Genomic DNA, 25,931 nt, shown 5'->3' with positions numbered 1-25,931 from the left:
AGTGGACGCATCCAGTACAAAACTGGAATCTGACGCTATCCCAGTTGACCATCCACTTCCCGGGCAGGGTGGATCAATATGTGGACCTGTGATTTACGCTGACACAGAACTATGAACACCCTCCAATAGGCAAAGCCGGGCCAGGAAACTTACGAGATCCTTTTCCTTACCTAGCAACAGGTGCGCAAGCTGCCTACTTTGCGAATCCACGGTCGCAGCCCGGCGGGCAGGCTGGCCGCTGCCCGGCGGGCCGCCTTATAGCTCGGATAACTTCCTTGCAGCAGCAGGTGCCAGTCGGCGCCGTTACGGCGGACTTTTAGCTGATAGGTATCTTTTAATCGATGGTGGTCGATGAACTGCTGCACGCTGGCGGCTTTGTGGCCGGCCATCAGTTGCAGGGTATAGCCGCCGGCTGGCAGTTGAGCCGCCGTTGCTTGGGCCGGCGGTGCCTTGGCTGAGTGAGCGGCGGGTACGCAGCTCAGGCTTTTGCCGTACAGCACGGTGGTACCCACATTGATGAGGTCGCTGTCGCCGCTGAGATTGACCGGCTGGGGCGGCGGGGTGGACAGTTCCCGGCGGGCCAGCGCCTGGCGATCCGGCTGGACCCGGTAATTGCCGGCCGGGATCTGATCGAATGCGTAACGGCCTTCGGAGGTGGTGCGGGTATTGGCGATCACGGCGCCCGATTGATCCAGCAGGCGGATCTCGATCGCTTCCAGCGGGTACTGGCCGCTGTCGTTGCCGGCGTACAGGCGTCCTTCGATCTGCTTCAGGTCGGTATCGGCAAAAGCGTTGAGGTTGAACAGCGCGCAAAGTACGACGAGCCGGCTGAACGTCCATATTCTGATCTGCATCGGGGCGATCCTGCCTGGTGGGAAATGTAATGCGCAGAAGGATACTACAATCCGGTCGGATTGATTAATGTCCGAGCAGAGAAATGCTTAACCTACGCTGAAGGAGGGTGGCTGTTTGAAACGGGGAGGCCTTGTAGGGCGTACTTTAGTGCGCCACCGCCGCAGGCGGTTGTGGAGCCCTACGGGCTCCTGGCCGACTGACGTCAGCCCTACATGGCATCGGCCCAGCCGCTTAAGTGACGCGGAGCGGGGCTTCTCTCGGTAGCGGGAAGGGCAGGATTATTTTTCCAGGTCTTCGCGCACCGCTTTCTTGATCTCTTTCAGGCTCTGATGGCGAACATCGGTGCCGCTGACCAGATAGATCAGGTGCTCCGCCATGTTGCGGGCGTGGTCTCCGATCCGCTCCAGCGAGCGCAGGATCCAGATCACGTTCAGCACGCTGGAGATGGCACGCGGGTCTTCCATCATGTAGGTCACCAGCGAGCGCATCGCGGTGCGGTATTCCTGGTCGACCGACTTGTCCTGTTTGGCGACCCGGTAGGCCAGCTCGGTATCGCTGCGGGCGAAGGCGGTCAGTACGTCCTTGACCATGTCGCGCACCAGGCTGCCGATATGGCGGATCTCCTGGTAGCCGCGCTGGGATTCGCCGTCGTTGACCAGTTCGATCGCATGGCGGCAGATCTTGCTGGCTTCGTCGCCCATCCGCTCCAGGTCGCTGACCGCCTTGGAGACCGAGATGATCAGCCGCAGGTCGCTGGCGGCCGGCTGGCGGCGGGCGATGATGGTGGTGCACTGCTCGTCGATCATCAGCTCCATTTCGTTGGTCTGCTTGTCGACCTTGCGGGACTGCTCGGCCAGGTCGGCATCGCCGCTCAGCAGCGCTTCGATGGCATCGTGAACCTGGCGTTCGACCACACCGCCCATGGTCAGCAGCTCGGTGCGGATCTGCTCCAGTTCATCGTTGAACTGCTGGGAGATGTGCGAGGAATAATTGTCTTCAAACTGCACGGCATTGTTCTCCGTTGCTGTGTTTCAGGTCGCTCTGCGGGAGGGGCGACCAGGCGCCCCGCCGGGCAGTTATTAACCGTAACGACCGGTGATGTAGTCTTCGGTCTGTTTCTGAACCGGGTTGGTGAACAGGGTGTCGGTGACCCCGAACTCGATCAGGTCGCCCATGTACATGAAGGCGGTGTAGTCGGAGACACGGGCCGCCTGCTGCATGTTGTGGGTGACGATCACGATGGTGAAATCTTTTTTCAGTTCGTGGATCAGCTCTTCGATCTTCAGCGTGGAGATCGGGTCCAGTGCCGAGGCCGGTTCATCCAGCAGCAGTACTTCCGGCTTTACCGCGATGGTGCGGGCGATGACCAGACGCTGCTGCTGACCGCCGGACATGCCCAACGCGCTCTCGTGCAGTCGGTCCTTCACCTCATCCCACAGGGCGGCGGATTTCAGCGCCCACTCGACGGTCTCGTCCAGCACCCGCTTCTTGTTGATCCCCTGGATACGCAGGCCGTAAGCCACGTTTTCGTAGATCGATTTCGGGAACGGGTTCGGTTTCTGAAATACCATGCCGACCCGGCGGCGCAGCTCGGCCACGTCGACGGCGCGGTCGAAGATGTTCTTGCCGTCCAGCAGGATCTGGCCATCGATGGAACAACCGTCGACCAGGTCGTTCATCCGGTTGAAGCAGCGCAGCAGGGTGGACTTGCCGCAGCCGGATGGGCCGATAAAAGCGGTCACCCGGTTTTTCGGGATCAGCATATCGATGCCGTGCAGCGCTTCTTTGTCACCGTAGCGCAGTTTCAGGTTCTGTACCTGCAGAGTGTGGATCTCATTGTCCAGCTGCAGGGTTCGGTTTTCACGCTGCATAGAGGAGATATCGATTGCGTGTGATTTGGCTTCGCTTGTCATGATTTTAACCTTTTAACCTGTTCTGTCATCCAGCGTTACATTTCAAGCGCTTTGTATTTCTCGCGCAGGTGGTTTCGGATGGCGATCGCCGAGAAGTTCAGCAGGGCAATGACCGCCACCAGCAGCAGCGCTGTTGCGTATACCAGCGGCCGGGCCGCTTCGACGTTCGGGCTCTGGAAGCCCACATCGTAGATATGGAAGCCCAGGTGCATGAATTTCTGGTCCAGGTGCAGGTACGGGTAGTTCAGGTCCAGCGGCAGGCTCGGTGCCAGCTTGACCACCCCGACCAGCATCAGCGGTGCCACCTCGCCGGCGGCGCGGGCGATTGCCAGGATCACGCCGGTCATCATCGCCGGGCTGGCCATCGGCAGCACCACTTTCCACAGGGTTTCCGCCTTGGTGGCGCCCAGTGCCAGCGAGCCTTCACGCACCGCACGCGGGATGCGGCTGAGGCCCTCTTCGGTGGCCACGATCACCACCGGTACGGTCAGCAGCGCCAGAGTCAGCGAGGCCCACATCAGGCCCGGGGTACCGAAGGTCGGTGCCGGTTTGGCTTCCGGGAAGAACAGATCGTCGATGTTGCCGCCCAGGAAGTAGACGAAGAAACCGAGACCGAATACACCGTAGACGATCGAGGGTACACCGGCCAGGTTGTTGACCGCGATACGGATCAGCCGGGTGATAAAGCCCTGCTTGGCATATTCGCGCAGATAGACCGCTGCCACTACGCCGAACGGAGTTACCATCACCGACATCAGCAGGACCATCATCACGGTACCGAAGATCGCCGGGAAGATGCCGCCCTCTGTGTTTGCTTCGCGCGGATCGTCGGATACGAACTCCCAGATCTTGGCGATGTAGTGGCCGATCTTGTCGGTCAGCCCCATGTTGTTCGGCAGGAAGGCGCGCACCACCTTGCCGATATCGATCTCAACCTGTTGGCCGGCGGCGGTTTCCGCGATCAGGCTGTCGCGGTTGAAAGCGGTGTACAGGTCCAGCAGCTCTTTCTGCAGCACTTCGTACTCGGCATTCAGCTCCGCCCGGCGGGCATCCAGTTCGTCGTAGGCAGACTGATCGGTCACTCCCTTCAGTTCCAGCGAACGCTGCTTCAGACGCAGCCGCTCCAGCTCGTAGTTGATCGAGCCGATGGCGCCTTTTTCAATGTCCTTGATCTGGTCGTGGATGCTCAACGCGCGCTCGAGACGCTGCTGGAAATCGTGCCACAGCGCCATGTACTCAGGCGTTTTCTGGTAGCCGTCATGGCTGGCGACCAGGGTGCCGTTCTCCTTCAGGCCACGCAGGTAGCCGTAGAAGTTGCCCCATTCGCGACGCTCGGCGGCGAACAGCATCTCCGGTTTGCTTTTTTCGCTGAGGAACTCGTCCAGCACCCAGATAAAGTCGGAACCGCCGACATCGCGGTTGCCGATCTTCAGCAGGTTGCGACGCATGAACTCGGCATCGGCCGGTACCGCAACGCCGGCATCGCGCAGCTGTTCGGCCGGCACGTTCTCACCGTCGGCAATTTCGCCGGCCAGCACGATGGTGTTGCCGTTTTCGGTGTACTTGGCCTGCATGATATCGGCCGGCCAGAAATGGCCCAGGCCGCGCACCGCGATCAGCCCCAGCAGGCCGATCACCATGATCATGCTGATCGCCACGGCGCCGGCATTCAGCCACACCCAGGGGGAGCCGGATTTTGTCCATTCGGTGAATGAGACACGCATATTACAGTTCTCCTTTCTCACTCACGGGTTACAGGGAGCCGTATTTCTTACGGAGGTGCTGACGGATGGTTTCGGCCAGGGTGTTCACCACGAAAGTGAACAGGAACAGCACGAACGCCGCCAGGAACAGGATTCGGAAATGGGTACTGCCGACCTCGGACTCCGGCATCTCCACGGCGATGTTGGCCGCCAGGGTCCGCATCCCCTCGAAGATGTTGATATCCATGATCGGCGTGTTGCCGGTCGCCATCAGCACGATCATGGTTTCACCGACCGCGCGGCCCATGCCGATCATCACCGCCGAGAAGATGCCCGGGCTGGCAGTCGGCATGACCACGCGCACCAGGGTCTGCCACGGGGTCGCGCCCAGCGCCAACGAGCCGTAGCTGAGGCTTTTCGGCACGGCGAAGATCGCGTCCTCGGTGATCGAGAAGATGGTCGGGATAACCGCAAAGCCCATCGCGATACCGACAACCAGGGCGTTACGCTGGTCGTAGGTGATCCCCAGGTCCTTGGTGATCCACAGGCGCATATCGCCGCCGAACAGCAGCGCTTCGATGCCTGGCGCAATCCACAGGCCGAACAGGGTTGCCAGGATAACCACCGGGATCAGCAGTGCGGCGTCCCAGCCTTCCGGTACCAGGAAGCGGATCCGGTTCGGCAACTGGGCCCAGGTGAAGGCGAATAACAGAATGCCGATCGGGATGGTGAGCAGCACCACAAAGATACCGGCCATGTGTAGCTCCATGAACGGCGCCAGCCAGAGGCCCGCCAGGAAGCCGAGAATGACCGTCGGCAGCGCCTCCATCAACTCGATAATCGGCTTCACCTTGCGGCGCAGTGCCGGGGCCATGAAGTAGGCGGTGTAGATAGCGCCGCAGATCGCCAGCGGGGTGGCCAGCAGCATCGCGTAAAAGGCGGCCTTCAGGGTGCCGAATGCCAGCGGCATCAGGCTGTACTTGGGTTCGAAGTCGTTGTTGGCCGCGGAGGACTGCCAGATGAATTCCGGCTCCTGGTAGCCTTCGTACCAGATCTCGGACCAGAGCGCATCCCAGGAGATCTCCGGGTGTTCGTTGTGTACCTGCCACAGCGACAGCATGCCGTCCTGTTCCATCAGCAGCGCGTTGGCACGTGGCGACAGGGCGATATGGTCGGCGTTTTCGCCGGCCAACTGAGCGGTCAGCGCCGTACGCTGGGCGGTGCTGTTGAACAGCCGCAGGGTGCCGCTGTCGTCGATGGTGGCAAAGCCTTTGCGGCGGTGTTCGATCGTCAGGTCGCGTACCGGCTGGCTGCCGGCCTCGAAGCTGCGAATCTTGGTCAGCTGCCAGGCGTTGTTCTCGTCCCGTACCAGGAACCACTGCGATACCTGGCCCTTGTCGTCGGCCACCAGCAGCGAGCTGCCGCCCAGCAGCAGTTCGAACGCGGTGATCTCGCCGGTGGAAGCGTCCAGCACCTGGGTGGTCTGGGCACCGTTGCGGGCTTTCAGGTCGACCACGCCGATCTTGCCTTCGGCACCGTCGATCAGCAGCCAGCGGCGGTCCGGCATCAGCAACAGCTTGTTGGCTGCCAGATTCAGTTTCGGCAGTGCGATGATATCGGTCTCGGCTTCCACTTCGCCGGTGATCAGGTTTTCGGACAGGATCAGCTCGGCCACCGACAGCGCCTGTTCGTTGCCACCGACGATGCGCCATTCGCCCTCGTCACCGTTCACTGCCAGCAGTTCCAGCGGCTGGTCGCCCAGCTGGATCGGCGCATCGCCCAGCGGATAGCTGAGGTAGGGGGTGATCACCCGATTGCCGTCCGGATAGGTGGCCTTGTAATCGTGCTTGATGACCAGTGCCTGACCGTTCTCGAAGCCCAGCGCGAAGATCCGGCTGGCTTCCGAGGCCAGCGCAAAGCTGGTGATCTTGAACTGGTCCGCCAGTGCCGGTCTCTGCTGCAGCAGTATCTCGCCGTTGCGGGTGTTGAAGAAGATGATGTCGCCCTGGTCGCTGACGCGCAGGCCGATCTCGGCCTGTTCTTCCATCGTCAGGTAAAGGCTGTTGCCGTTTCCGGGTACGGCGTAAGGCGCAACCTGTTGCTCGCCGTCCTGCCAGCTCTCGACCTTGGCCGACTGGAACAGCGGAGCGACCTCGTACAGCAGATAAAAGAAGATCAGCAGGATCGCGATAATGACGCTGATACCGCCGAAGGCGATGCCAGCCGATGCGAACTTATCCTTCGCCTTACGGATCTTGCGCAGCCGTTGCAGGGCTGGGGTATCAAAATCCAGGTCCGGCATTTGGGAACTGTTATCAATGCTCATGGCACGAATGTCCTGGGAAACCTGAGAGAGTATGAGGTGGGGCTAAGTTACTGCAGCTTGATGACAGATTTATTACAGGCAACAGGCAAACCGAAGGGGCGCCGTACATGGCGCCCCTCGGTGTATCGAGCGGATGTTGCGTAGCGCCTGTGTTACAGGCCCAGAGCTGCCATCTGCTTCTCGACCAGCTTGGCCGGCAGCGGGATGTAGCCGTCTTTGACAACCACTTCCTGACCGACTTTGGACATGACCATCTTCAGGAATTCACGCTCCAGCGGCGACAGCGGCTGGCCCGGCTTCTTGTTGACGTAGACGTACAGGGAGCGCGCCAGCGGGTAGCTGCCGTTCAGCGAGTTTTCTGCAGTGGCTTCTACGAACGGCTGGCCCGGCTTCTTGGCCAGCGGGATGGCGCGTACGGAAGAGGTCTTGTAACCGATACCGGAGTAGCCGATGCCGTTCAGAGAGGTGGAAACGGACTGGACCACGGAAGCGGAACCCGGCTGCTCGTTCACGTTGTTCTTGTAGTCGCCTTTGCACAGGGCTTTCTTCTTGAAGTAGCCGTAGGTGCCGGATACGGAGTTACGACCAAACAGCTGGATGTTCTTGCTGGCCAGCGCGCCTTCAACGCCCAGTTCACCCCAAGTGGTGATGTCGGCAGCGTTGCCGCACTTGCGGGTGGAGGAGAAGATGGCGTCGACGTCGGCGATGCTCATGCCTTTAACCGGGTTGTCCTTGTGGACGTAGACAGCCAGGGCGTCGATGGCAACAGCGACCGGAGTCGGCTTGTAACCGAATTTCTTCTCGAACGCCTCGATCTCCTTGTCTTTCATCTTGCGGGACATCGGGCCCAGGTTGGAAGTGCCTTCGGTCAGCGCCGGCGGAGCCGTGGAGGAACCAGCCGCCTGGATCTGGATGTTGACGTTCGGGTAGTTACGCTTGAACTCTTCAGCCCACAGAGTCATCAGGTTAGCCAGAGTGTCGGAACCAACACTGGACAGGTTGCCAGAGACACCGGAAGACTTCTGGTAGCTCGGCAGGTTCGGATCCAGCAGATCGGCAGCGTTGGCAGTGACGCAGGTTGCAGTCATTGCAACGGCAGCGAACAGCTTCTTCATCGGTTTCATTTCTATGCTCCTGAGAGAGAACAAGTTTGTATTGATTGGTGACGATGCAAGCACTATAGAGGGGCTGTATGACAAAAATGTGACGTTGGATAAATTGCCGGCAGAGCCTGCCGGGCGGTCGACGAATGCGCTGGCCCGGCCGGGCCTGCCAATAACGGCGGGGTTTGCAGCCTTAATGTCATCGCCGATCATTAGACTTAAGACGGGTGCTGGAGTATCGTCCGGGCATGGAATATTGGCGGCACTGATGACGAACCGTCAGATGCTGGCGCAGGTTTCTCGCCGGTGCCAGCCCGTGTGAGTAGAGGAAGTTGAGAGCAAATGAGTCCGACAAACGATCAGGTTCTGAAACCGAAAGGCGAGCTCAGCCTGCAGCGTCCGGCGCTGGGCGAGGCCACCAACATGTTCGGCGATGTCTATGGCGGCTGGGTCTCGGCTCAGGCGGTGCTGGCGGCAGAGATGCGTGCCGCCGAGATCGCCCAGGGGCGGGTGGCCACGGTATCGGTCGGGCCGCTGCAGTTCATGTCGCCGGTGCTGGTCGGCACGGTGCTGTCCTTTTATACCCGGGTGCAGGAGCTTGGTCACAGCTCGGTGAAGATTCTGGTCGAGGTGTGGGGGCGGTGCCCGGACGGCAGCGAACTGCGCAAGGTGACCGAGACCGAATGCGTGCAGGTGGCGATCAACAAATCCGGTCATATCCGCCGGCTGCCGCGCGACGAGTGACAGCGCGGTTCTATGAATGATCGGCTAGCTGTCACGGTAAAAGCGCCAGGCCAGTATCCCGATCAGCAGTGCGGTGGCGACACAGAGCGTGGCGATGCCGTAGACGGTCAGCTCGAACCAGTGCATTTCAAACCTCCCCCGATCGGGCTTTGGTGGCGTAGCGGCGGTAGACCAGGGTGAACACCAGGATGTTGACCAACACCCCGGCGATCAACGCGCTCAAACCGCTGGCTTGCTCCAGCTCAAACGGGCCCCACTGCCACAGAAGGCTGGTCAGCGCACCGGCCAGCATCGCCAGCAACGCGGCGCGGCGGCATTTCAGATCGAACACCACCGCCAGTACGAACGGGATCAGGATGGTCGGCGCCCAGAACACGTAACTGAGCAGCAGGGCGTCGATGATCGAGGTGGCGTAGAGTGCGAACAGCACCGCGCCGCTGCCGATCACCAGGTTGACGATCCGCTCGATCCAAAGCCGGTGCCGTTCATCCATCTGCGGCGCGACAAACGGCTGATAGATATCCTTGACGAAGATCACCGCTGCCGAGTTCAGGTAGGAGTCGGCGGTCGACATCACCACCGCCAGCAGGGCGGCCAGTACCAGGCCGGTAATGCCGACCGGCAGCGCGCTACGCACCAGTGCCGGCAGTGCCTGGTCGGCGCTGATATCGGGGTAGAGCACCAGCGCCAGCAGGCCGATGGTCGAGCTGACGAAATAGAACAGCAGGCCGAACAGGCCGGCGATCGAATAGCCGATGCGGGCGTTGCGGGCATCCGGTGCGGCCAGGGCGCGCTGGGTATAGGGCGGCACCAGGGTTTCGCCGAGCAGGAAGGCGATGAAGATGCTGAGGAACGCAGCCAGGCTGTAATCGCCCATCAGGCTGAAGTGGGCCTCCGGCAGCCGGGCGATCAGCGCCTCGGCGCCACCGACCTGCTGCAGGGTGATCACCATGGTCAGCGGCAGGCAGAGTGCCAGCATCAGGAACTGCACCACGTCGGTCTGGATCACCGCCCAGATGCCGCCGACCGTCGAGTAGAGCAACACCACCGCCATGCCGGCGATGATGCCGGTGGCGAAATCGACCCCCAACACCGCGTTGAACAGGGTGCCCACGGCCAGGGCCTGGGCGCCGAGAACGCCGATGCAGAACACCAGCGAGAACAGCCCGGTTGCCAGCCGGGCGGCGCTGCCGTAGTGGTGCTGCATAATATCGCCGACGGTCTGGGCACCGGCATAGCGTTTCAATTTCGGCGCCACATAGAGGCCGGCCAGGATGGTGGCAATCGGAAAGGCGCTGGCGGCGAACATGAACACATAGCCATCTTCGAACGCTTTGCCGGCCCGACCGAGCGAAGCGCCGCCGCCGAGAAAGGAGGCGGCCAGGGTGGCGAACAGGATTGGCCAGGTGATCCTGTTGCCGGCCACCGCGAAGTCGGCACTGGAGTGCACCTGGCGGGCACTGCGGTAGCCGATCCAGACCAGCAGGATAAAGTAGGCGGCCAGGCCCAGCATATCGTACAGATGCATCCGCTCTCCCTTTTCTACCGTCCGTCGCTTTCTATTGGCTGTTCCGCCGTGGCAGTGCAGCCGTGTGGCCAATATGGGCTTGGAAAATCCGCTTCGTTTGTCGTTTAAGCATAAGGGGTAATCAGGCGGGAGTGACAGTTAGGAGGCTTGGTTGTCTATTTTGCCTGTTCATGCCAGACGAATCTGGCGATATCTCAGTCATACATAACAAGATCGATCTGAAGCTGTTGGGCCTATAACTATCTATTGGGGTATGGCCCGAACCATCGAGTTTTCATTGGGGTATTAGCTTTAACAGTAAAAGCCTTGAACCCGAGGTTATGTCAATCCGGTCGCCCGCGGAGCGGGCTGCTACGGGAACAGTGCTTTGTAGCAGCCCGCTCCGCGGGCGACCCTTGCGGGCAACGCGAACCCCGTGGGTCGCTCAGAGTTGGCGTAGGTCGCGATGAAGCTTTTGAATTAAAGAGGCTGCAGGTTGGCGAAGCCGACCACCAGCCACTTGGTGCCCTCGAATTCGAAGTTGACCTGGACCCGTGCCTTGGGGCCGGAGCCTTCGAAGTTCAGCACGATCCCTTCGCCGAATTTCGGGTGGCTGACCCGGCTGCCCAGCGCCAATGTGGTGTCCGGCACTTCGGCGCTGCTCAGCGAGTCGCTGTCGAACAGGCTGCTCTTCTTCGGCTGGAACTGGCCGGCCATCATCGGCCGGCTGATGCTGGCGTTAAGCCGCACCTCGCGGATCAGCTCGTCCGGAATCTCACGGATGAAGCGTGACGGCCGGTTGTAGTTCTCCTGGCCGTGCATCCGGCGCGATTCGGCGTAGGTCAGGTAGAGCTGCTGCATCGCGCGGGTGATGCCGACGTAGCAGAGCCGGCGCTCCTCCTCCAGCCGGCCTGGTTCCTCGGCGGACATGCTGTGCGGGAACAGCCCCTCCTCCATGCCGGCCAGGAACACCAGCGGGAACTCCAGCCCCTTGGCGGAGTGCAGGGTCATCAGCTGGACGCTGTCCTGAAACTCGTCGGCCTGGGCGTCGCCGGCGTCCAGTGCCGCCTGGTCGAGGAAGGCCGCCAGCGGCGAACTGAAGCCCTCCTGCTCCATCTGGTCCCACTGGCTGAGGAACTGCTTGGCGGCGTTGCCCAGCTCCTCGAGGTTCTCCACCCGCGATTGGCCTTTCTCGCCCTTCTCCTTGAGGTGGTGCTCGATCAGCCCGGAACATTTCACCACGTGCTCGGTCTGCTCGTGCAGCTCGACCTCGCAGGTATCCTGGTCGAGCTGGTCGATCAGCTCGATGAACGCCTGCAGGGCGTTGGCGGCGCGGGCCGGCAGCAATTTGTTGGCGATGATCTCGCCGGCGGCGCGCCACATCGACACGCCCTCCTGGCGGGCGAACTGGCGCAGCGTTTCGATGGTCTTGGTGCCGACGCCGCGGGTCGGCACGTTGATCACCCGTTCCATCGCGGTGTCGTCGTCGCGGTTGCTGAGCAGCCGCAGGTAGGCCAGCGCGTTTTTGATCTCCAGCCGGTCGTAGAAGCGGTGGCCGCCGTAGATCCGGTAGGGGATGCCGGCCCGGATCAGCGCCTCCTCCATCACCCGCGACTGGGCGTTGGAGCGATAGAGGATGGCCGATTCCGAGCGCAGGTTGCCGTCCTTGATCCACTTGTCGATCTGGTCGACGATGAAGCGTGCTTCATCCTGTTCGTTGAAGGCGGCGTACAGCTGCAGCGGTTCGCCCTCGGCGGCGCTGGTACGCAGCTCCTTGCCGAGCCGGCCCTGGTTGTTGCGGATCACCGCGTTGGCGGCGTCGAGGATGTTCTGGCTGGAACGGTAGTTTTGCTCCAGCTTGATGGTGCGGGTGTCGGCGAAGTGCTCCGACAGGTTCTGGATGTTCTCGATCTTGGCGCCGCGCCAGCCGTAGATCGACTGGTCGTCGTCGCCAACCGCCATCAGCTTGCGGTCGTTGCCGGCCAGCAGCCGCAGCCAGCCGTACTGGATGCTGTTGGTGTCCTGGAACTCGTCCACCAGGATGTAGCGGAAGCGGTCCTGGTAGTGGGCCAGCAGCTGCGGCCGGCGGTCGCGCAGCAGTTCCAGCGCGCGCAGCAGCAGCTCGCCGAAGTCGATCATGCCGCCCCGTTCGCAGGCTTCCTCGTAGGCCTGGTACATGGTCAGCATGTTGCGCTCGAATTGGTCGCCGCTGGTTTCGATATGGCAGCTGCGCAGCCCCTCGTCTTTCTGGGCGTTGATGTACCACTGGAATTGACGTGCCGGCCAGCGGTTGTCGTCGAAATTGAGTTCCTTCGACAGCCGCTTGATCAGTCGCAGCTGGTCGTCGCTGTCCATGATCTGGAAGTTCTCCGGCAGGCCGGCGTCCTGCCAGTGGGCGCGCAGCAGCCGGTGGGCCAGACCGTGGAAGGTGCCGACCCACATCCCCTGCGGATTGATCCCCAGCAGTTCCTCGATTCGACCGCGCATCTCGCGGGCGGCCTTGTTGGTGAAGGTCACCGCCATGATCGAGTAGGGCGACAGGCCCTCGGTTTCGATCAGCCAGGCGATCCGGTGCACCAGCACCCGGGTCTTGCCGGAGCCGGCGCCGGCCAGCACCAGCAGGTTCTGCAGCGGTGCGGTAACCGCCTCGCGCTGGGCGTCGTTGAGGGACTCGATAATGTGGGTTACATCCATAGCGCCGGCTCTGACCTCTGAAGACTGTATGAATAATCAGTAGGGAGATTATATCGGTCCGGGGCGGATCTGACAGCCCCGGACGAGGGTGCGCTGAAGATCAGCGTGGCAATTGGGTGGGAGTGGCGCGGCGGGCCAGCAGGATCCGCTTCAATTCATCCGGGTCCTTCAGTTTCTTGTCGCCGCTCTCGCTGCCATCCTGCTCCAGGCCCAGCCAGGGCAGTAGCCGTGACAGCCAGAAACGCATCGCCGCGGTACGTACCAGCACCGGCCAGGCGTCGTATTCGGCGGCGCAGAACGGCCGGACCTGGCCGTAGTGGCTCAGCAGGGCCTGTTCGCGGGCCGGATCGATACTGCCGTCCGGGTTGCAGCACCAGTCGTTGGCGACGATCGCCAGGTCGTACAGCCAGTAACCGGTGGCGGCATTGTAGATATCGAGGATGGCGTTGATCCGGTCGCCGTCGAACAGTGCGTTGTCGTGGAACAGGTCGCCGTGGATCGCCCCCTGCGGTAGCTGGTCGCCAATATGTTCACGCAGCTGGTCGAACGCCTCGACCTCCGCTTTCAGCAACTGGGCGTCTTCGGCACTCAGGTGGCTGGCGATACGGGCGCTTTCGCGACGCCACCAGAACAGCCCCCGGTGGGCCTGGCGCTTCAGGAAGAACTGCTCGCCGGCCAGGTGAAACTGGGCCAGCGCGCAGCCGATCGCCGCGCAGTGGCGCGGCCGGATCTCGGCCTGGCTGATATGGCGGCCGGTGAAGCGCGGTTGCAGGATGGTCGGCCGCTTGTGCAACTGGTGCAGGGCGATGCCGTTGCGGTCCTTGATGCCGTAGGGCACCGGCACGCCGCGTTCGGCCAGCCACTGGCCCAGTTCGATAAAGAACGGCACCTCCTCTTCGCCCAGCTCTTCGAACAGGGTCAGCACGTACTGTTGCTGCTGGCCGTCCTGCTCGAGGGTCAGGAAGTAGTTGGTGTTCTCGATGCCGCCTTCTATGCCCTGCAGGTCGCTTGCCTGGCCGAGATCATAGTTGCTCAGCAGTGGTTCGAGGTCCTGTCGGGTTACGGTTGTATATACTGCCACGGTCTACTCTTCTTATTTACTTCGTTGCGGCCTTACCAGCGGAACAGGATCCATTTCGGGATCAGCAGCTGAGACTCTTCCACCCGGATAAAACCGTCACGGCTGTCGGCCGGTACCAGGTAGTAGGGCTTGCCGCGGCTCGGTACCACCTTGATCTCTCTCAGCTCGCCGTTGATGCGGTATTCGTAGAAGGTTTTGCCTTCGTCATGACGGATGGTGATCTGCGGCTCGCTGGCATCGAAATCCGGCAGCTGTTCTGCCTGCGCCAGCGGGGTGCAGAGCAGGGCGGCGGCAAGCAGTAACTTCTTATACATGAGTGTGCGTCCCTGAAAGTGAATGTGGTTGCGCATTTTGTTGCGTAATTAAACGGCCTTGGCGCCCTAAAACCAAGCTGCCATTTTAACTTTAGTTGATCGGCGGTGTCCGGCGTCGGCTTCAGCCGCCGGCGCGGATCGAATATGATGGGCCGCAACTGAACCCGACCCGAAATGGATGATCTTGATGAGCGACTCGACTGCCCCGCTGATCCTTGTGGATGGCTCCTCCTACCTGTACCGCGCGTTCTTCGCCTCCCAGCAGGCCGACCTGCGCGCCGCCGACGGCACGCCGACCGGCGCTATCCGGGTGGTGACCTCGATGCTGCGCAGCCTGATCAAGCAGTATCCGGACAGCCCGGTGGTGGTGGTGTTCGATGCCAAGGGCAAGACCTTCCGTGACGAGATCTATCCGGAGTACAAGTCGCACCGGCCGCCGATGCCGGACGACCTGCGTTCGCAGGTGCAGCCGATCCACGACATCATCCGCGCCATGGGGCTGCCGCTGGTGGTGGAAGAGGGCGTCGAGGCCGATGACGTGATCGGTACCCTGGCCCGCCAGGCCAGCGAGTTGGGCCGGGCGACGCTGATCTCCACCGGCGACAAGGATATGGCCCAGCTGGTCGATGGCCATGTCACGCTGATCAACACCATGACCAATACGGTGCTGGATGTCGACGGGGTGCGCGAGAAGTTCGGCGTCGGCCCGGAGTTGATCATCGACTACCTGGCGCTGATGGGCGACAAGGTCGACAACATTCCGGGCGTGCCGGGGGTGGGTGAAAAGACCGCCCTGGCGCTGTTGCAGGGCATCGGTGGTATCCAGGCGCTGTACGAAAACCTGGAGCGGATTCCGGAACTGGGCTTCCGGGGCGCCAAGAGCATGCCGAAGAAGCTGCAGGACAACCGCGAGGCGGCCGAGCTGTCCTACCTGCTGGCGACCATCAAGACCGACGTGCCGCTGCACGAGAGCATCGAGGAGTTCCAGTTGCCGCAGCCGGATACGGAGGCGCTGCTGGCGTTGTTCCGTCAGTTCGAATTCCGCAGCTGGATCAGCGAGCTGGAGTCGGGTGGCGGCGCGGCGGCCGAGTCGGAACAGGCCGAGGCGGCGCCCGCCCCGAGCGAGTTGAACTACGAACTGATTCTTGAACAGGAACAGCTGGATCGCTGGCTCGACAAGCTGCGCGGCGCCGAACTGTTCGCCTTCGATACCGAAACCACCGCGCTGGATTACATGGTGGCCGAGCTGGTCGGCGTCTCCTTCGCGGTGACGCCGGGTGAGGCGGCTTACCTGCCGTTCGGCCACGATTACATGGGCGCGCCGAGCCAGCTGGCACGCGACAGCGTGCTGGCGCAATTGAAGCCGCTGCTGGAAGACGAACACCAGGCCAAGGTCGGCCAGCACATCAAGTACGACATGAACGTGCTGGCCCGCTACGGTATCCAGCTGCGTGGCGTGGCGTTCGATACCATGTTGGAGTCCTATGTATTGAACTCCACCGCCACCCGGCACGATATGGACAGTCTGGCCGATCTTTACCTTGGGGTTCAGACGGTGCACTTCGAGGATATCGCCGGCAAGGGCAAGAAGCAGCTGACCTTCAATCAGATCGAGCTGGACAAGGCGGCTCCCTACGCGGCGGAGGATGCCGATATCACCCTGCGGCTGCACCAGGTGCTGCACGCCAAGCTCAGCCAGACCGGCTCGTTGTTGAAGCTGTTCGCAGAGATCGAGAAGCCGCTGATCCCGGTGTTGTCGCAGATCGAGCGTAACGGCGCGCTGGTCGACGCCAAGCGGCTGGGGCAGCAGAGCGTCGAGCTGGCCGAGCGGCTGGTGGAGATCGAACGGCTGGCGTTCGAGGTGGCCGGTAAGGAGTTCAACCTCAGTTCGCCGAAGCAGCTGCAACAGATCCTGTTCGAGGAGCAGGGGTTGCCGGTGGTCAAGAAGACGCCGAAGGGGGCGCCGTCCACCGCCGAGGAGGTGTTGCAGGAGCTGGCCAGCGACTATCCGCTGCCGCGGCTGATCCTGGAACACCGCAGCCTCAGCAAGCTGAAGTCGACCTATACCGACAAGCTGCCGCAGATGATCTGCGCCGAGACCGGCCGTATCCACACCTCCTACCACCAGGCGGTGACCGCCACCGGCCGGTTGTCGTCCACCGACCCGAACCTGCAGAACATCCCGGTGCGTACCGCCGAGGGGCGCCGCATCCGCGAGGCTTTTGTCGCGCCCGAGGGCTACAAGATCGTCGCCGCCGATTACTCGCAGATCGAGTTGCGCATCATGGCCCACCTGTCCGGCGACCAGGGGCTGTTGGCGGCGTTCGCCCATGGCGACGATATCCACCGTGCCACCGCCGCCGAAGTGTTCAAGGTGCCGGCCGATCAGGTCAGCAGCGATCAACGGCGCAGTGCCAAGGCGATCAACTTCGGCCTGATCTACGGTATGTCGGCGTTCGGCCTGGCCAAACAACTGGGTGTCGGCCGCAACGAGGCGCAGCAGTATATCGACCACTACTTCGAAACCTACCCGGGCGTACAACGCTACATGGACGATATCCGTGCCAAGGCGGCGGAGGAGGGCTACGTCGAAACCCTGTTCGGTCGCCGCCTCTACCTGCCGGAGATCAAGGCCCGTAACGCCATGCGCCGCCAAGCGGCGGAGCGTACCGCGATCAACGCGCCGATGCAGGGCACCGCCGCCGATATCATCAAGCGGGCGATGATTCGGGTGGCCGATTGGCTGGCGCAGGAGTATGCGCAGGTGCGGATGATCATGCAGGTGCACGATGAGCTGGTGTTCGAAGTGCCGCAGGACCAGCTGGATGCTTTCGTGCCGCAGCTGAAGGCGCAGATGGCGGCTGCCGCCGAGCTGGATGTGCCGCTGGTGGTGGACGCCGGCATCGGTGACAACTGGGAGCAGGCGCATTGATTGTATGAGTTAACTGTTTGGAGTTAACAGTTAACAGGGGCGCAATCGGTAGGGTGGGCACGCCTTTTGTGCCCACACGTAGACCCTGATCTTATGGGTTCACTATTTTGAGTTATAGGTGCGACGTGAAGTAGGTTGGTGAGCAGGCCGTGTCAGGGGAACTTTTTCCGGCGCTCCGTATCACACTGCTTGAGAGTCACTTCGAAGTCTGTGCCATGGCCTGTGGCTCTTATCACAACAAGCATGCGTTGAAGCCCGGTCATTCCCTTTGTTCCCCTTCCTGAATGCCGGGCTTCTCTTTTGGTTCTTTTATAGGTTTTCCAGTTAACGAAGCTTAGCCTACGCGGGTTGGGCCACGTTGGTTGCCGAATTCGCTGACCAGAACCTACTGTTCCGGCGGTAGTTCGCCGTCCGGCTCAGAGTCGCCGGCAGGCTCCGCCAGCAACCAGTCGTCCAGCCGCTGGCGCAGCTGTTCGACACCCTCCTTCTTCAGCGCCGAGAAGCGCTGTACGCTGACCTGGTCGCCGAGAATCGCGCCCAGTTCCTTCTTCAGTTTCAGCACCGTACTCTGCGCCGGGCCCTTCTTCAGCTTATCGGCTTTGGTCAGCAGCACATGCAGTGGCATGCCGGTCTGCTGGCACCAGCCGACCATCATCTGGTCGAACTCCTTCATCGGATGACGGATATCCATCACCAGCACCACCCCGCGCAGGCAGGCGCGCTGCTGCAGGTACTCGTCCAGATGCTGCTGCCAGTGCTGCTTCATTTCGAGCGGCACCTTGGCGAATCCGTAACCGGGCAGATCGACGATACGGAGGTCCGGCAGGTTCAGGTCGAAGAAGTTGATCAGCTGGGTGCGGCCGGGTGTTTTAGAGGTGCGTGCCAGCTTGGTTTGGTTGGTTAATGTGTTGATTGCACTGGACTTTCCGGCGTTGGAGCGGCCGGCGAATGCAACCTCCGCACCGCTGTCCGGCGGACATTGGTGGAGCTTGGCGGCGCTCTTGTTAAAGCGGGCCTGAGTGTAATGGATAGTGGTTTCTTCTATTGACATAAGTCTAAGGCAGACGGGAGTTTGGGCCCGATATTACCGTTCCAGTTTAAGTGGATATTAGGTTATAATGCCGCCAAATTTTACCTGTGATCAGAGCATCTCTCTAGTCGCAGGCGGGGTGAGAATAAGCTGGTTTCTGCCCGGCCTGATCCGGTCGCACGCGGGGCCTAAGCAAAATTACTAAGCAAGAGTCTGGGTTAGTCGATGAACAAACTACTGATCAGCCTACTGGTAAGCATTGGTATCACCGGTGTCGCTCACGCGGCCGGCGACGCCAATCAGGGTAAAGCTAAGAGCGCGATGTGTGCAGCCTGTCACGGGGCCGATGGTAACAGTGCCATCGCCAACTTCCCGAAACTGGCCGGCCAGAATGAAAAATACCTGCTCAAGCAGATGAAAGAGATCAAGGACGGCGGCCGGCAGGTGGTCGAAATGACTGGGCTGCTGAATGGTTTTAACGATCAGGACCTGGCTGACCTCGCCGCTTACTTCGCCAAGCAGACTACCGTGCTGGGCCAGGTGCCGAAAGACAAGGTGGAAGCGGGCCAGAAACTGTACCGCACCGGCGTTGCCGATAAGGGTGTCGCCGCTTGCACCGCCTGCCACTCGCCGACCGGCATTGGCAACGATTCTGCTGGCTTCCCGGCGCTGAGTGGTCAGCACGCCGCCTATGTGGCCAAGCAGCTGAAGGATTTCCGTGCCGGCAGTCGCAGTAACGATCCGGGCAGCATGATGCGTGATATCGCCGGCAAGATGAGCGATGCCGAGATCGAAGCGGTATCCGCTTACGTGCAGGGTCTGCACTAAGGGCCTGTTCAGGCTGAATTCGAAAAAGGCAGCTTAGGCTGCCTTTTTTGTGGCCCCTGAAAATGGCAATCTGATTGTCGGTATTTTTCTCGGCTGGCTGGAACTTTTTCCGGTCTGCAAAGGACAAACCTGCGGTCAGCAGGTGGAATCTGGAGAGTGTAGCAATGTTGAAAAAGATGGTGCTGGTCTGTGTGGCGATGTTGATGCCGCTGGTGGCCCTGGCTGAAGAGAGCTTTCAGGCGGGCAAACATTACATCGAGCTGCCGCAGGCGGTGAAAACCGCTGATCCGGCGAAAGTCGAAGTGGTGGAGATGTTCGGCTACCCCTGTCCGCACTGCAACAGCTTCGAGCCGGTGTTGCACAGCTGGGAGCAGAAGGTGGCCGGCGATGTGGACTTCAAGCGTATCCCGGTGGTGTTTGGCCGTAGCTGGGAGCCGTTTGCCCGGGCCTACTACACGGCTGAGTTAATGAAGGTGCTGGACAAGACTCACCAGGCAACCTTCAGTGCGGTGCATGTTGAGCGTCGCCGGCTACGCAGCCAGGAAGACCTGGCCGAGCTGTATGGCAAGCTGGGTGTGGACAGCGACAAGTTCAACAAGTATTTCAACTCTTTCGCGGTGAACGCCAAGCTCAATCAGGGTAACTCCAAGGCGCGTAGCTACGAGATCACTGGCGTGCCGTCGTTGGTGGTCAACGGCAAATACCGGGTAACGGCGGCTAGCGCCGGCGGCCAGGCGAAGATGCTGGAAGTGGTGAACTTCCTGATCGAAAAGGAGCGCAAGGCGCTGGCCAAGCAGTAAGCCTTACACTGAACCGTCAACAAAAAACCGCCATCGGGCGGTTTTTTATCGCCTGAAATTTGACTTGGGCGCTAGAGCCGAAGCGGTGGTTGCTCTAACATGGCTGCTTTCAGTGCCGAGAAAAGGCGGCGGTTCGTAGAGGTGGTCCTTGAGTAGCGAGCAAGAGAACTGGAAGCGGAAGTACCGTGAGCTGGCCCTGGAGGTGGAGCAGAATCAATTGCAGGGGCAGCAGGTTGAGCAACAGCTCAAGCAGCTGATCAATGTGATGAGTATTCCCCTGCAGGGTAACGATGCGCGGCTGGACGACAGTTTGAGCGGCCTGCGCACGGTACTGCAGGCTCAAGCGGACGCCGATCGGATCAAGCAGGCCGGCGACGTTGTCGAGCGCCACATACGCCACCAGGACAGTAGCCGGGAGAAACAGTCCCGCGCCCTGTTGAAAGCGGTCCTTGCCTGGATCCAACAGCTGCGGATGGCGGCTCCTGACGACCGGTTGGTCGAACAGCTGGTCGACCTGGAGCGCCAGGGCCATGATGCTGTTGAAAAACACTACCAGCTGGCGGAATTCGTCTCCAGCATGGTCAGCCTGCAGCGGGCGGTTATCCAGGCCGATGCCCGGGTGCCGGCCAACCCGCCGGTACCGGCCGAAAACGAACTCAGTGACGAAGTTCTGGCGGAAGATACCGAGCTGCTGCTGCAGCGGGTTGGCGTCGAGCTGCTGGCGTTGGTTGAGGGCATCAACGTGCCGCTCAACGCTACCGGCCTGGTTCGCAGTCTGATCCAGAAAGTCGAGCAGGGGTTTGCGATCAGTGAACTGCCGGAGCTGCTGCACACTCTGACCGACATTATTGCCAAAGCCACCAATGACGGCAGCAAGGAGTTCGAAAGCTACCTGCTGAACCTGACCGTGCAGCTGTCCGAGGTGCAGAAGTTCCTGCTGGAGAACCAGCGTGAGCAGGGTGAATCCGGTGTTCAGCACCGCCAGCTGGAACAGCAGGTACGCAGCGATGTACGCAAGCTGCACGACGCGGTCAAGGTGAGCCATGACCTGGGCGAGCTGAAAAAGGCGGTATCGCAACAGTTGGTCGGTATCGTCAAGGCGATGGATGAGTTCCGCCGCCAGGAGGAGCAGCGTGAGGGCCACCTGCAGCAGCGCTACGAGTCGCTGATGGAGAAGGTGGAGCTGATGGAGGAGGAGACCCGTCAGGTTAAGGCGCATATGGAGGAGGAGCGTCACCGTGCCCGCACCGACCCGCTGACCGGGCTGCCCAACAGAACTGCCTATGACGAGCAGCTGAGTCAGGAGTACGAGCGCTGGCAACGCTACCGGCAGCCGTTCTCGGTGGCGGTGGCCGACCTCGATTTCTTCAAGCGGATCAACGACAGCTACGGCCATCTGGCCGGTGACAAGGTATTGCGGCTGATCGGCAAGATCCTCAATCGGCAGAGCCGCAGCACCGACTTCGTCGCCCGCTACGGCGGCGAAGAGTTCGTCATTATCATGCCGTCCACCGCTGCCGACGCCGCCGTGAGCGCGGCAGAGAAGCTGCGTCAGGCGGTGGCTGAGAGCCCGTTCAACTTCCATGGCAAACCGGTCAATGTAACCATGTCGTTCGGTATTGCCGAGAGCCAGCCCGATGAGGATCTGGATCAGCTGTTCAACCGGGCCGACCGGGCGCTCTATGCCGCCAAACAGGGCGGCAGAAACCGGACACAGGTGGGATAAAGGGTATAATCCGCCTCTGTCATATTCGATCTAATTACGGACACCACATTCCCGTGCGACGTTTGCTAAGACTTCTGACCATCGGCCGTATCGCCGTGCGCCACCGGCTGGACACCTTTTTCGATCACCTGCCGCTACCCTGGTACCTGAAATTACTGCTGTGGTTGCTACCCTGGCGCTATCTGGTGCCGGTCCGCCAGCCGCGCGCGGTGCGGTTGCGGTTGGCGTTGGAAGAGCTTGGTCCGGTGTTTATCAAGTTCGGCCAGATGCTGTCGACCCGGCGGGATCTGCTGCCGGACGATATCGCCGATGAACTGAAGAAACTTCAGGACCGGGTGCCGCCGTTCGCCGGGGGGGAAGCGCAGCGGCTGATCGAAAAGGCACTGGGCCAGCCGGTGGCGCAGTTGTTCTCGTCGTTCGACGCCAATCCGATCGCCTCGGCTTCGGTGGCCCAGGTGCACCCGGCGGTTTTGAGCGACGGTCGCGAGGTGGTGGTCAAGGTGATCCGGCCGGGTATCGACCGGATTATCCGCAAGGATGTGGCGTTGTTGTACACCCTGGCGAGATTGCTGCAGTCGGCGTCGCAGGATGGACGTCGCCTGCGGCCGGTGGAGGTGGTGCAGGAGTATGAACAGACCATCTTCGACGAGCTGGACCTGCGCAAGGAGGCGGCCAATGGTTCGCAGCTGCGCCGCAACTTCGCCGGCTCAGAGATTCTGTACGTACCGGAGATCTTCTGGGACTACACCCGTCGCGATGTGCTGGTGATGGAGCGGATTCACGGTATCCCGGTGGCGGAAGTGGAGCGGTTGAAGGCGCAGGGCACCGACCTCAAGTTGCTGGCTGAGCGCGGCGTCGAGATCTTCTTCACCCAGGTGTTCCGCGATAGCTTCTTCCACGCCGACATGCACCCCGGCAATATCTTCGTATCCTTTAACAATCCGGCCTCACCGCAGTACATCGCGGTGGATTTCGGCATTGTCGGCGCCCTGACGCCGGAAGATCAGAGCTACCTGGCGCGTAACTTCCTGGCGTTCTTCCAGCGTGATTACCACCAGGTGGCCCAGCTGCATGTCGATTCCGGCTGGGTGCCGGCGGATACCAACGTGGACGCCTTCGAAACGGCCATCCGCAGCGTCTGTGAGCCGATCTTCGAGAAACCGCTGAAGGATATCTCTTTTGGCCAGGTGTTGCTGGGGCTGTTCCAGACCGCCCGGCGGTTCAATATGGAGGTACAGCCGCAGCTGGTGCTGCTGCAGAAAACGCTGCTGAATATCGAAGGGCTGGGCCGCCAGCTCTACCCGGATCTGGACCTGTGGCAGACCGCCAAGCCGTTCCTGGAAGACTGGATGAAAGAACGGATGGGCCCGAAAGGTGTCTACCGAGCTATAAAGCAGCAGGCGCCGGACTGGCTCGACAAGATGCCGCACCTGCCGCAACTGGCGTATGATGCGCTCGATCAGCTGCGCCGGTTGGACCGCAACCGCGGCCGTGACCTGGAAGCCTATGCCGAAGCGGCCGCCCGTATTCAGCGCAAACGCGAACGGGTGCGGACGGCGGGTGTGCTGTTGTTGCTGGCGGCACTGTTCAGCGGTAGCGAGCAGTTCGAACAGTGGTTATTGCAGTTGCCGGCCGGCGGCTGGCTGCTGGCGGCGGCGGGATTGTACCTGATTCTGCGCCGTTAGGTGGGTGGCGCGCGCCTGGGCGGGGATGGTGCATGTAGTGGCCATCGGTTATGCTTGCCGCACATCGAAAGAGAGTAGAAGTAGTAAGAATTATGTCGACCGACTGGCTGGATCAAGTTAAGTGGAATGCAGATGGCCTGGTGCCGGCGATCGCTCAGGATTATCAGACCGGCCAGGTGCTGATGGTGGCCTGGATGAATCGTGAGGCGCTGCAGCTGACCGCCCGTGAACAGCGGGCGATCTACTGGTCACGCTCGCGTCGGAAATTGTGGCGCAAGGGCGAGGAGTCCGGCCATGTGCAGAAACTGCATGAACTGCGGCTGGACTGTGATGCTGATGTAATCCTGATGAAAGTGGAACAGCTGGGCGAGATCGCTTGCCATACCGGCCGTCGGAGCTGTTTCTACAGTGTCTATCGGGATGGCGAATGGCTGCCGGTCGATCCGGTATTGAAAGATCCGAAGTCGATCTATGACAAATGACAGGTATTCCTACTGCGATGAGTGATATTCTGACAGAGCTGGGCGAGATTCTGGAACAGCGTAAACAGGCTGATGCCGACCAGTCCTATGTGGCGAAGCTGCATGCCAAGGGGCTTAACAAGATCCTCGAGAAGGTCGGCGAAGAGGCAACCGAAACCATTCTGGCGGCCAAGGATGCGCAGATCAGCGGCGATAACAGCGAGCTGATCTACGAAACCGCCGATCTGTGGTTCCACAGCCTGGTGATGCTGTCCCATCTGGGCGAACAGCCCCAGGCGGTGCTGAATGAACTGGCACGTCGTTTCGGGATGTCGGGGCTGGAAGAGAAAGCGTCGCGCAGCAAAGGTTGATCTCACAGCCGGCAAGGATCCGGCAGGGCTGTCGCCGCATATGGCGGTAGCTTGAATCTAACCAGATGAGTCGCGCAGTCTGAGCTGCGCCAAGACGGAGTAAAGTTATGGGCTTTGGCGGTATTAGTATCTGGCAATTGCTGATTGTTCTGGCCATCATCGTGTTGCTGTTCGGCACCAAGAAACTGCGCGGCATCGGCGGTGATCTCGGCAATGCTGTAAAAGGCTTCAAGAAAGCGATGAGCGACGACGAGCAGGCGCAGGCCGACAAACCTGAAGATGCCAAGAAGCTGGCCAAAGAGGACGCCGACTTTGTCGACCCTGCCGCGACTGCTGCCAAGCAGGAAAAGAAAAGCGAGCAGTAAGCTCGGTCTTCGCTGATGTTTGATATCGGTTTCGCTGAACTGCTGATAGTAGCAGTGGTCGCATTGGTCGTGCTCGGCCCGGAAAAACTGCCGACTGCGGCGCGTACCCTTGGCCTCTGGCTGGGTCGGATCCGTCGCACGGTCAGCTCAATCCAGTCGGAGATCACGGAAGAGCTGCGTATCGAAGAGATGAAGCGCACCGCGGCGATCGAGAAGGAGCAGCTTGAACGGGAGTTGCAGGAGATGCGTACCCCGTTCGAGCAGGCGCTCGACAGCGAGTCGCCGATGTCCACTGGCGGCTCGACTGCTCAGCAGGGCGAAGCTGCTGAGATGCAGGGCCGCCCGGTAGCGAACAACTCGGTCGAACAGCCATCCTCCGCACACGCCAGTAAGGCGGATTCCACCCGCAATGAATGACTCACAACGCGACAACCTGCCGGAACAGGACCAGGAACAGCCGTTGGTGTCGCACCTGATCGAGCTGCGCCAGCGGCTGATACGGGCGATTCTGGCGATTCTGCTGATCTTCCTCGGTCTGTTCTATTTCGCCAACGATCTCTATGAATACCTGTCGGCACCGCTGACGGCGTTGCTGCCGGCCGGTACCAGCATGATCGCGACCGACGTGACCTCGCCGTTCTTCGCGCCGTTCAAGCTGACTCTGATGTTGTCGGTTTGCCTGGCGATGCCGTTGGTGCTGCACCAGGCTTGGGGCTTTATTGCCCCCGGCCTCTATAAGCACGAGAAGCGACTGGCCGTGCCGCTGCTGGTGTCCAGTATCTTTCTGTTCTACTCCGGCATCGCTTTCGCTTATTTCGTGGTGTTCCCGCTGATCTTCGGTTTCTTTACCAGTGTCGGGCCGGAAAACGTTGCGGTGATGACCGACATCAGTAGCTATCTGAATTTCGTGCTGAAGTTGTTTTTTGCCTTCGGCATCGTATTCGAGATCCCGATCGCCACATTGTTGCTGATCTGGTCGGGCGCCGCCTCGGTAGAAAGCCTGGCATCCAAGCGTGCCTATGTGGTCGTGGGATGTTTTGTACTCGGCATGCTACTGACGCCACCGGATGTGATCTCGCAGAGCTTGCTGGCACTGCCGATGTGGCTGCTGTTCGAGTTGGGTATCGTGCTGGGTCGGATCCTGGTGCGCCGCGAACCGGATGAAGCGGAGATGGATTACGACCATACCCCTGAGGATGGCCAGCACTAGCTATGCATGTGTGGTCGGCTGTCGTCTGCCGTAGTGAAGCAAACAGAAAGGCACCGATGGGTGCCTTTTTTGTGTCTGTCATATTTTTTAAACTTTTTGCGTTCAGCCGGTTGACTCCCTCGGTGGGGTCTGTAGAATGCGCCTCCTCGCTTGGGGAGACAGCCTGAAACGGCCGCTCAGCAAGCCGGGAAGGTCGGAAATAAGTTGTTGATTTTTAATCGAAATTAACGATAATAACCGACCCGCTCTCAACCGCTTCACAGTAGTCGCCACGGCGACGAAA

Annotated in this window: 22 protein-coding genes; 11 read left to right on the top strand and 11 right to left on the bottom strand. The window is 60.8% G+C overall.

Annotated features, from left to right (window positions below):
* Nucleotides 1-170 precede the first annotated feature (170 nt).
* The 6 genes from K6T12_RS19035 to K6T12_RS19010 all read right to left on the bottom strand — a co-directional run bounded on the left by K6T12_RS19035 (nt 171) and on the right by K6T12_RS19010 (nt 7,921).
* The gene (locus K6T12_RS19035; RefSeq protein WP_222224479.1) at nt 171-854 is read right to left on the bottom strand and encodes an SPOR domain-containing protein; all 684 of its coding nucleotides are present in this window, start codon (nt 852-854) and stop codon (nt 171-173) included.
* Nucleotides 855-1,133: 279 nt separating this feature from the next.
* Nucleotides 1,134-1,862, bottom strand: a complete 729-nt coding sequence (gene phoU / locus K6T12_RS19030; protein WP_222224478.1) for a phosphate signaling complex protein PhoU — start codon at nt 1,860-1,862, stop codon at nt 1,134-1,136.
* Nucleotides 1,863-1,934: 72 nt separating this feature from the next.
* Entirely contained in the window at nt 1,935-2,768 is an 834-nt protein-coding gene (gene pstB / locus K6T12_RS19025) for a phosphate ABC transporter ATP-binding protein PstB (protein WP_222224477.1), read from the bottom strand.
* Between the two features lie 35 nt (nt 2,769-2,803).
* Entirely contained in the window at nt 2,804-4,492 is a 1,689-nt protein-coding gene (gene pstA, locus K6T12_RS19020) for a phosphate ABC transporter permease PstA (RefSeq protein WP_222224476.1), read from the bottom strand.
* A gap of 28 nt (nt 4,493-4,520) precedes the next feature.
* Nucleotides 4,521-6,797 (bottom strand): ABC transporter permease subunit, encoded by a 2,277-nt coding sequence (locus K6T12_RS19015; RefSeq protein WP_222224475.1) that lies wholly within the window; start codon nt 6,795-6,797, stop codon nt 4,521-4,523.
* 152 nt (nt 6,798-6,949) lie between these two features.
* Entirely contained in the window at nt 6,950-7,921 is a 972-nt protein-coding gene (locus K6T12_RS19010; RefSeq protein ID WP_222224474.1) for a PstS family phosphate ABC transporter substrate-binding protein, read from the bottom strand.
* A gap of 321 nt (nt 7,922-8,242) precedes the next feature.
* On the opposite strand from K6T12_RS19010, the gene K6T12_RS19005 reads away from it, so the two are divergent.
* Complete coding sequence (locus K6T12_RS19005; RefSeq protein WP_222224473.1) at nt 8,243-8,644, top strand: acyl-CoA thioesterase; 402 nt, start codon at nt 8,243-8,245, stop codon at nt 8,642-8,644.
* Between the two features lie 127 nt (nt 8,645-8,771).
* On the opposite strand, the gene K6T12_RS19000 is transcribed toward K6T12_RS19005, so the two are convergent.
* The 4 genes from K6T12_RS19000 to K6T12_RS18985 all read right to left on the bottom strand — a co-directional run bounded on the left by K6T12_RS19000 (nt 8,772) and on the right by K6T12_RS18985 (nt 14,240).
* Nucleotides 8,772-10,172, bottom strand: a complete 1,401-nt coding sequence (locus tag K6T12_RS19000) for a sodium:solute symporter family protein (protein WP_222224472.1) — start codon at nt 10,170-10,172, stop codon at nt 8,772-8,774.
* 459 nt (nt 10,173-10,631) lie between these two features.
* Entirely contained in the window at nt 10,632-12,845 is a 2,214-nt protein-coding gene (gene uvrD, locus K6T12_RS18995) for a DNA helicase II (RefSeq protein ID WP_222224471.1), read from the bottom strand.
* Between the two features lie 100 nt (nt 12,846-12,945).
* Entirely contained in the window at nt 12,946-13,926 is a 981-nt protein-coding gene (locus K6T12_RS18990; RefSeq protein WP_222224470.1) for a homoserine kinase, read from the bottom strand.
* Between the two features lie 32 nt (nt 13,927-13,958).
* A complete protein-coding gene (locus K6T12_RS18985) occupies nt 13,959-14,240 on the bottom strand; it encodes a DUF2782 domain-containing protein (protein ID WP_222224469.1) in 282 nt (93 codons plus the stop codon).
* Between the two features lie 187 nt (nt 14,241-14,427).
* Between K6T12_RS18985 and polA the strand changes: the two genes are divergently transcribed.
* Nucleotides 14,428-17,172, top strand: a complete 2,745-nt coding sequence (polA, locus tag K6T12_RS18980; RefSeq protein ID WP_222224468.1) for a DNA polymerase I — start codon at nt 14,428-14,430, stop codon at nt 17,170-17,172.
* 385 nt (nt 17,173-17,557) lie between these two features.
* Here the strand turns inward: polA and yihA are convergent, their stop codons facing one another.
* Entirely contained in the window at nt 17,558-18,223 is a 666-nt protein-coding gene (gene yihA, locus K6T12_RS18975; protein WP_222224467.1) for a ribosome biogenesis GTP-binding protein YihA/YsxC, read from the bottom strand.
* Nucleotides 18,224-18,427: 204 nt separating this feature from the next.
* Between yihA and K6T12_RS18970 the strand changes: the two genes are divergently transcribed.
* From K6T12_RS18970 to tatC, 9 genes are all read left to right on the top strand, one after another.
* The gene (locus K6T12_RS18970) at nt 18,428-19,030 is read left to right on the top strand and encodes a c-type cytochrome (RefSeq protein ID WP_222224466.1); all 603 of its coding nucleotides are present in this window, start codon (nt 18,428-18,430) and stop codon (nt 19,028-19,030) included.
* A gap of 164 nt (nt 19,031-19,194) precedes the next feature.
* A complete protein-coding gene (locus tag K6T12_RS18965; RefSeq protein ID WP_222224464.1) occupies nt 19,195-19,830 on the top strand; it encodes a thiol:disulfide interchange protein DsbA/DsbL in 636 nt (211 codons plus the stop codon).
* Nucleotides 19,831-19,978: 148 nt separating this feature from the next.
* A complete protein-coding gene (locus K6T12_RS18960; protein ID WP_222224463.1) occupies nt 19,979-21,556 on the top strand; it encodes a sensor domain-containing diguanylate cyclase in 1,578 nt (525 codons plus the stop codon).
* 53 nt (nt 21,557-21,609) lie between these two features.
* A complete protein-coding gene (gene ubiB, locus K6T12_RS18955) occupies nt 21,610-23,241 on the top strand; it encodes a ubiquinone biosynthesis regulatory protein kinase UbiB (RefSeq protein ID WP_222224462.1) in 1,632 nt (543 codons plus the stop codon).
* Nucleotides 23,242-23,333: 92 nt separating this feature from the next.
* The gene (hisI, locus tag K6T12_RS18950; RefSeq protein WP_222224461.1) at nt 23,334-23,723 is read left to right on the top strand and encodes a phosphoribosyl-AMP cyclohydrolase; all 390 of its coding nucleotides are present in this window, start codon (nt 23,334-23,336) and stop codon (nt 23,721-23,723) included.
* Between the two features lie 17 nt (nt 23,724-23,740).
* Entirely contained in the window at nt 23,741-24,073 is a 333-nt protein-coding gene (locus K6T12_RS18945; RefSeq protein ID WP_222224460.1) for a phosphoribosyl-ATP diphosphatase, read from the top strand.
* Between the two features lie 107 nt (nt 24,074-24,180).
* On the top strand, nt 24,181-24,438 hold the full coding sequence (gene tatA / locus K6T12_RS18940; RefSeq protein WP_222224459.1) for a Sec-independent protein translocase subunit TatA: 258 nt from the start codon (nt 24,181-24,183) through the stop codon (nt 24,436-24,438).
* 15 nt (nt 24,439-24,453) lie between these two features.
* Nucleotides 24,454-24,855 (top strand): Sec-independent protein translocase protein TatB, encoded by a 402-nt coding sequence (gene tatB / locus K6T12_RS18935; protein WP_222224458.1) that lies wholly within the window; start codon nt 24,454-24,456, stop codon nt 24,853-24,855.
* Nucleotides 24,848-25,648: a twin-arginine translocase subunit TatC gene (gene tatC / locus K6T12_RS18930; RefSeq protein WP_222224457.1), complete on the top strand. Its 801-nt coding sequence runs from the start codon at nt 24,848-24,850 to the stop codon at nt 25,646-25,648. Before tatB ends, tatC begins: the two co-directional genes overlap by 8 nt.
* Nucleotides 25,649-25,931: the final 283 nt, after the last annotated feature.

Source organism: Marinobacterium arenosum, assembly GCF_019795155.1.
In the GTDB taxonomy this organism is placed as follows: Bacteria; Pseudomonadota; Gammaproteobacteria; order Pseudomonadales; family Balneatricaceae; genus Marinobacterium_C; species Marinobacterium_C arenosum.
The sequence above is the reverse complement of the archived record's forward strand: the minus strand, read 5'-3'. Positions and strand labels throughout refer to the sequence as shown.

Excerpts from the sequence above, each read along its gene's own strand:
- K6T12_RS19035 (WP_222224479.1), bottom strand. The coding sequence starts at position 854 with ATGCAGATCAGAATATGGACGTTCAGCCGGCTCGTCGTACTTTGCGCG.
- pstB (WP_222224477.1), bottom strand. The coding sequence starts at position 2,768 with ATGACAAGCGAAGCCAAATCACACGCAATCGATATCTCCTCTATGCAG.
- pstA (WP_222224476.1), bottom strand. The coding sequence starts at position 4,492 with ATGCGTGTCTCATTCACCGAATGGACAAAATCCGGCTCCCCCTGGGTG.
- K6T12_RS19015 (WP_222224475.1), bottom strand. The coding sequence starts at position 6,797 with ATGAGCATTGATAACAGTTCCCAAATGCCGGACCTGGATTTTGATACC.
- K6T12_RS19010 (WP_222224474.1), bottom strand. The coding sequence starts at position 7,921 with ATGAAACCGATGAAGAAGCTGTTCGCTGCCGTTGCAATGACTGCAACC.
- K6T12_RS19005 (WP_222224473.1), top strand. The coding sequence starts at position 8,243 with ATGAGTCCGACAAACGATCAGGTTCTGAAACCGAAAGGCGAGCTCAGC.
- K6T12_RS19000 (WP_222224472.1), bottom strand. The coding sequence starts at position 10,172 with ATGCATCTGTACGATATGCTGGGCCTGGCCGCCTACTTTATCCTGCTG.
- uvrD (WP_222224471.1), bottom strand. The coding sequence starts at position 12,845 with ATGGATGTAACCCACATTATCGAGTCCCTCAACGACGCCCAGCGCGAG.
- K6T12_RS18985 (WP_222224469.1), bottom strand. The coding sequence starts at position 14,240 with ATGTATAAGAAGTTACTGCTTGCCGCCGCCCTGCTCTGCACCCCGCTG.
- polA (WP_222224468.1), top strand. The coding sequence starts at position 14,428 with ATGAGCGACTCGACTGCCCCGCTGATCCTTGTGGATGGCTCCTCCTAC.
- yihA (WP_222224467.1), bottom strand. The coding sequence starts at position 18,223 with ATGTCAATAGAAGAAACCACTATCCATTACACTCAGGCCCGCTTTAAC.
- K6T12_RS18970 (WP_222224466.1), top strand. The coding sequence starts at position 18,428 with ATGAACAAACTACTGATCAGCCTACTGGTAAGCATTGGTATCACCGGT.
- K6T12_RS18965 (WP_222224464.1), top strand. The coding sequence starts at position 19,195 with ATGTTGAAAAAGATGGTGCTGGTCTGTGTGGCGATGTTGATGCCGCTG.
- hisI (WP_222224461.1), top strand. The coding sequence starts at position 23,334 with ATGTCGACCGACTGGCTGGATCAAGTTAAGTGGAATGCAGATGGCCTG.
- K6T12_RS18945 (WP_222224460.1), top strand. The coding sequence starts at position 23,741 with ATGAGTGATATTCTGACAGAGCTGGGCGAGATTCTGGAACAGCGTAAA.
- tatA (WP_222224459.1), top strand. The coding sequence starts at position 24,181 with ATGGGCTTTGGCGGTATTAGTATCTGGCAATTGCTGATTGTTCTGGCC.
- tatB (WP_222224458.1), top strand. The coding sequence starts at position 24,454 with ATGTTTGATATCGGTTTCGCTGAACTGCTGATAGTAGCAGTGGTCGCA.
- tatC (WP_222224457.1), top strand. The coding sequence starts at position 24,848 with ATGAATGACTCACAACGCGACAACCTGCCGGAACAGGACCAGGAACAG.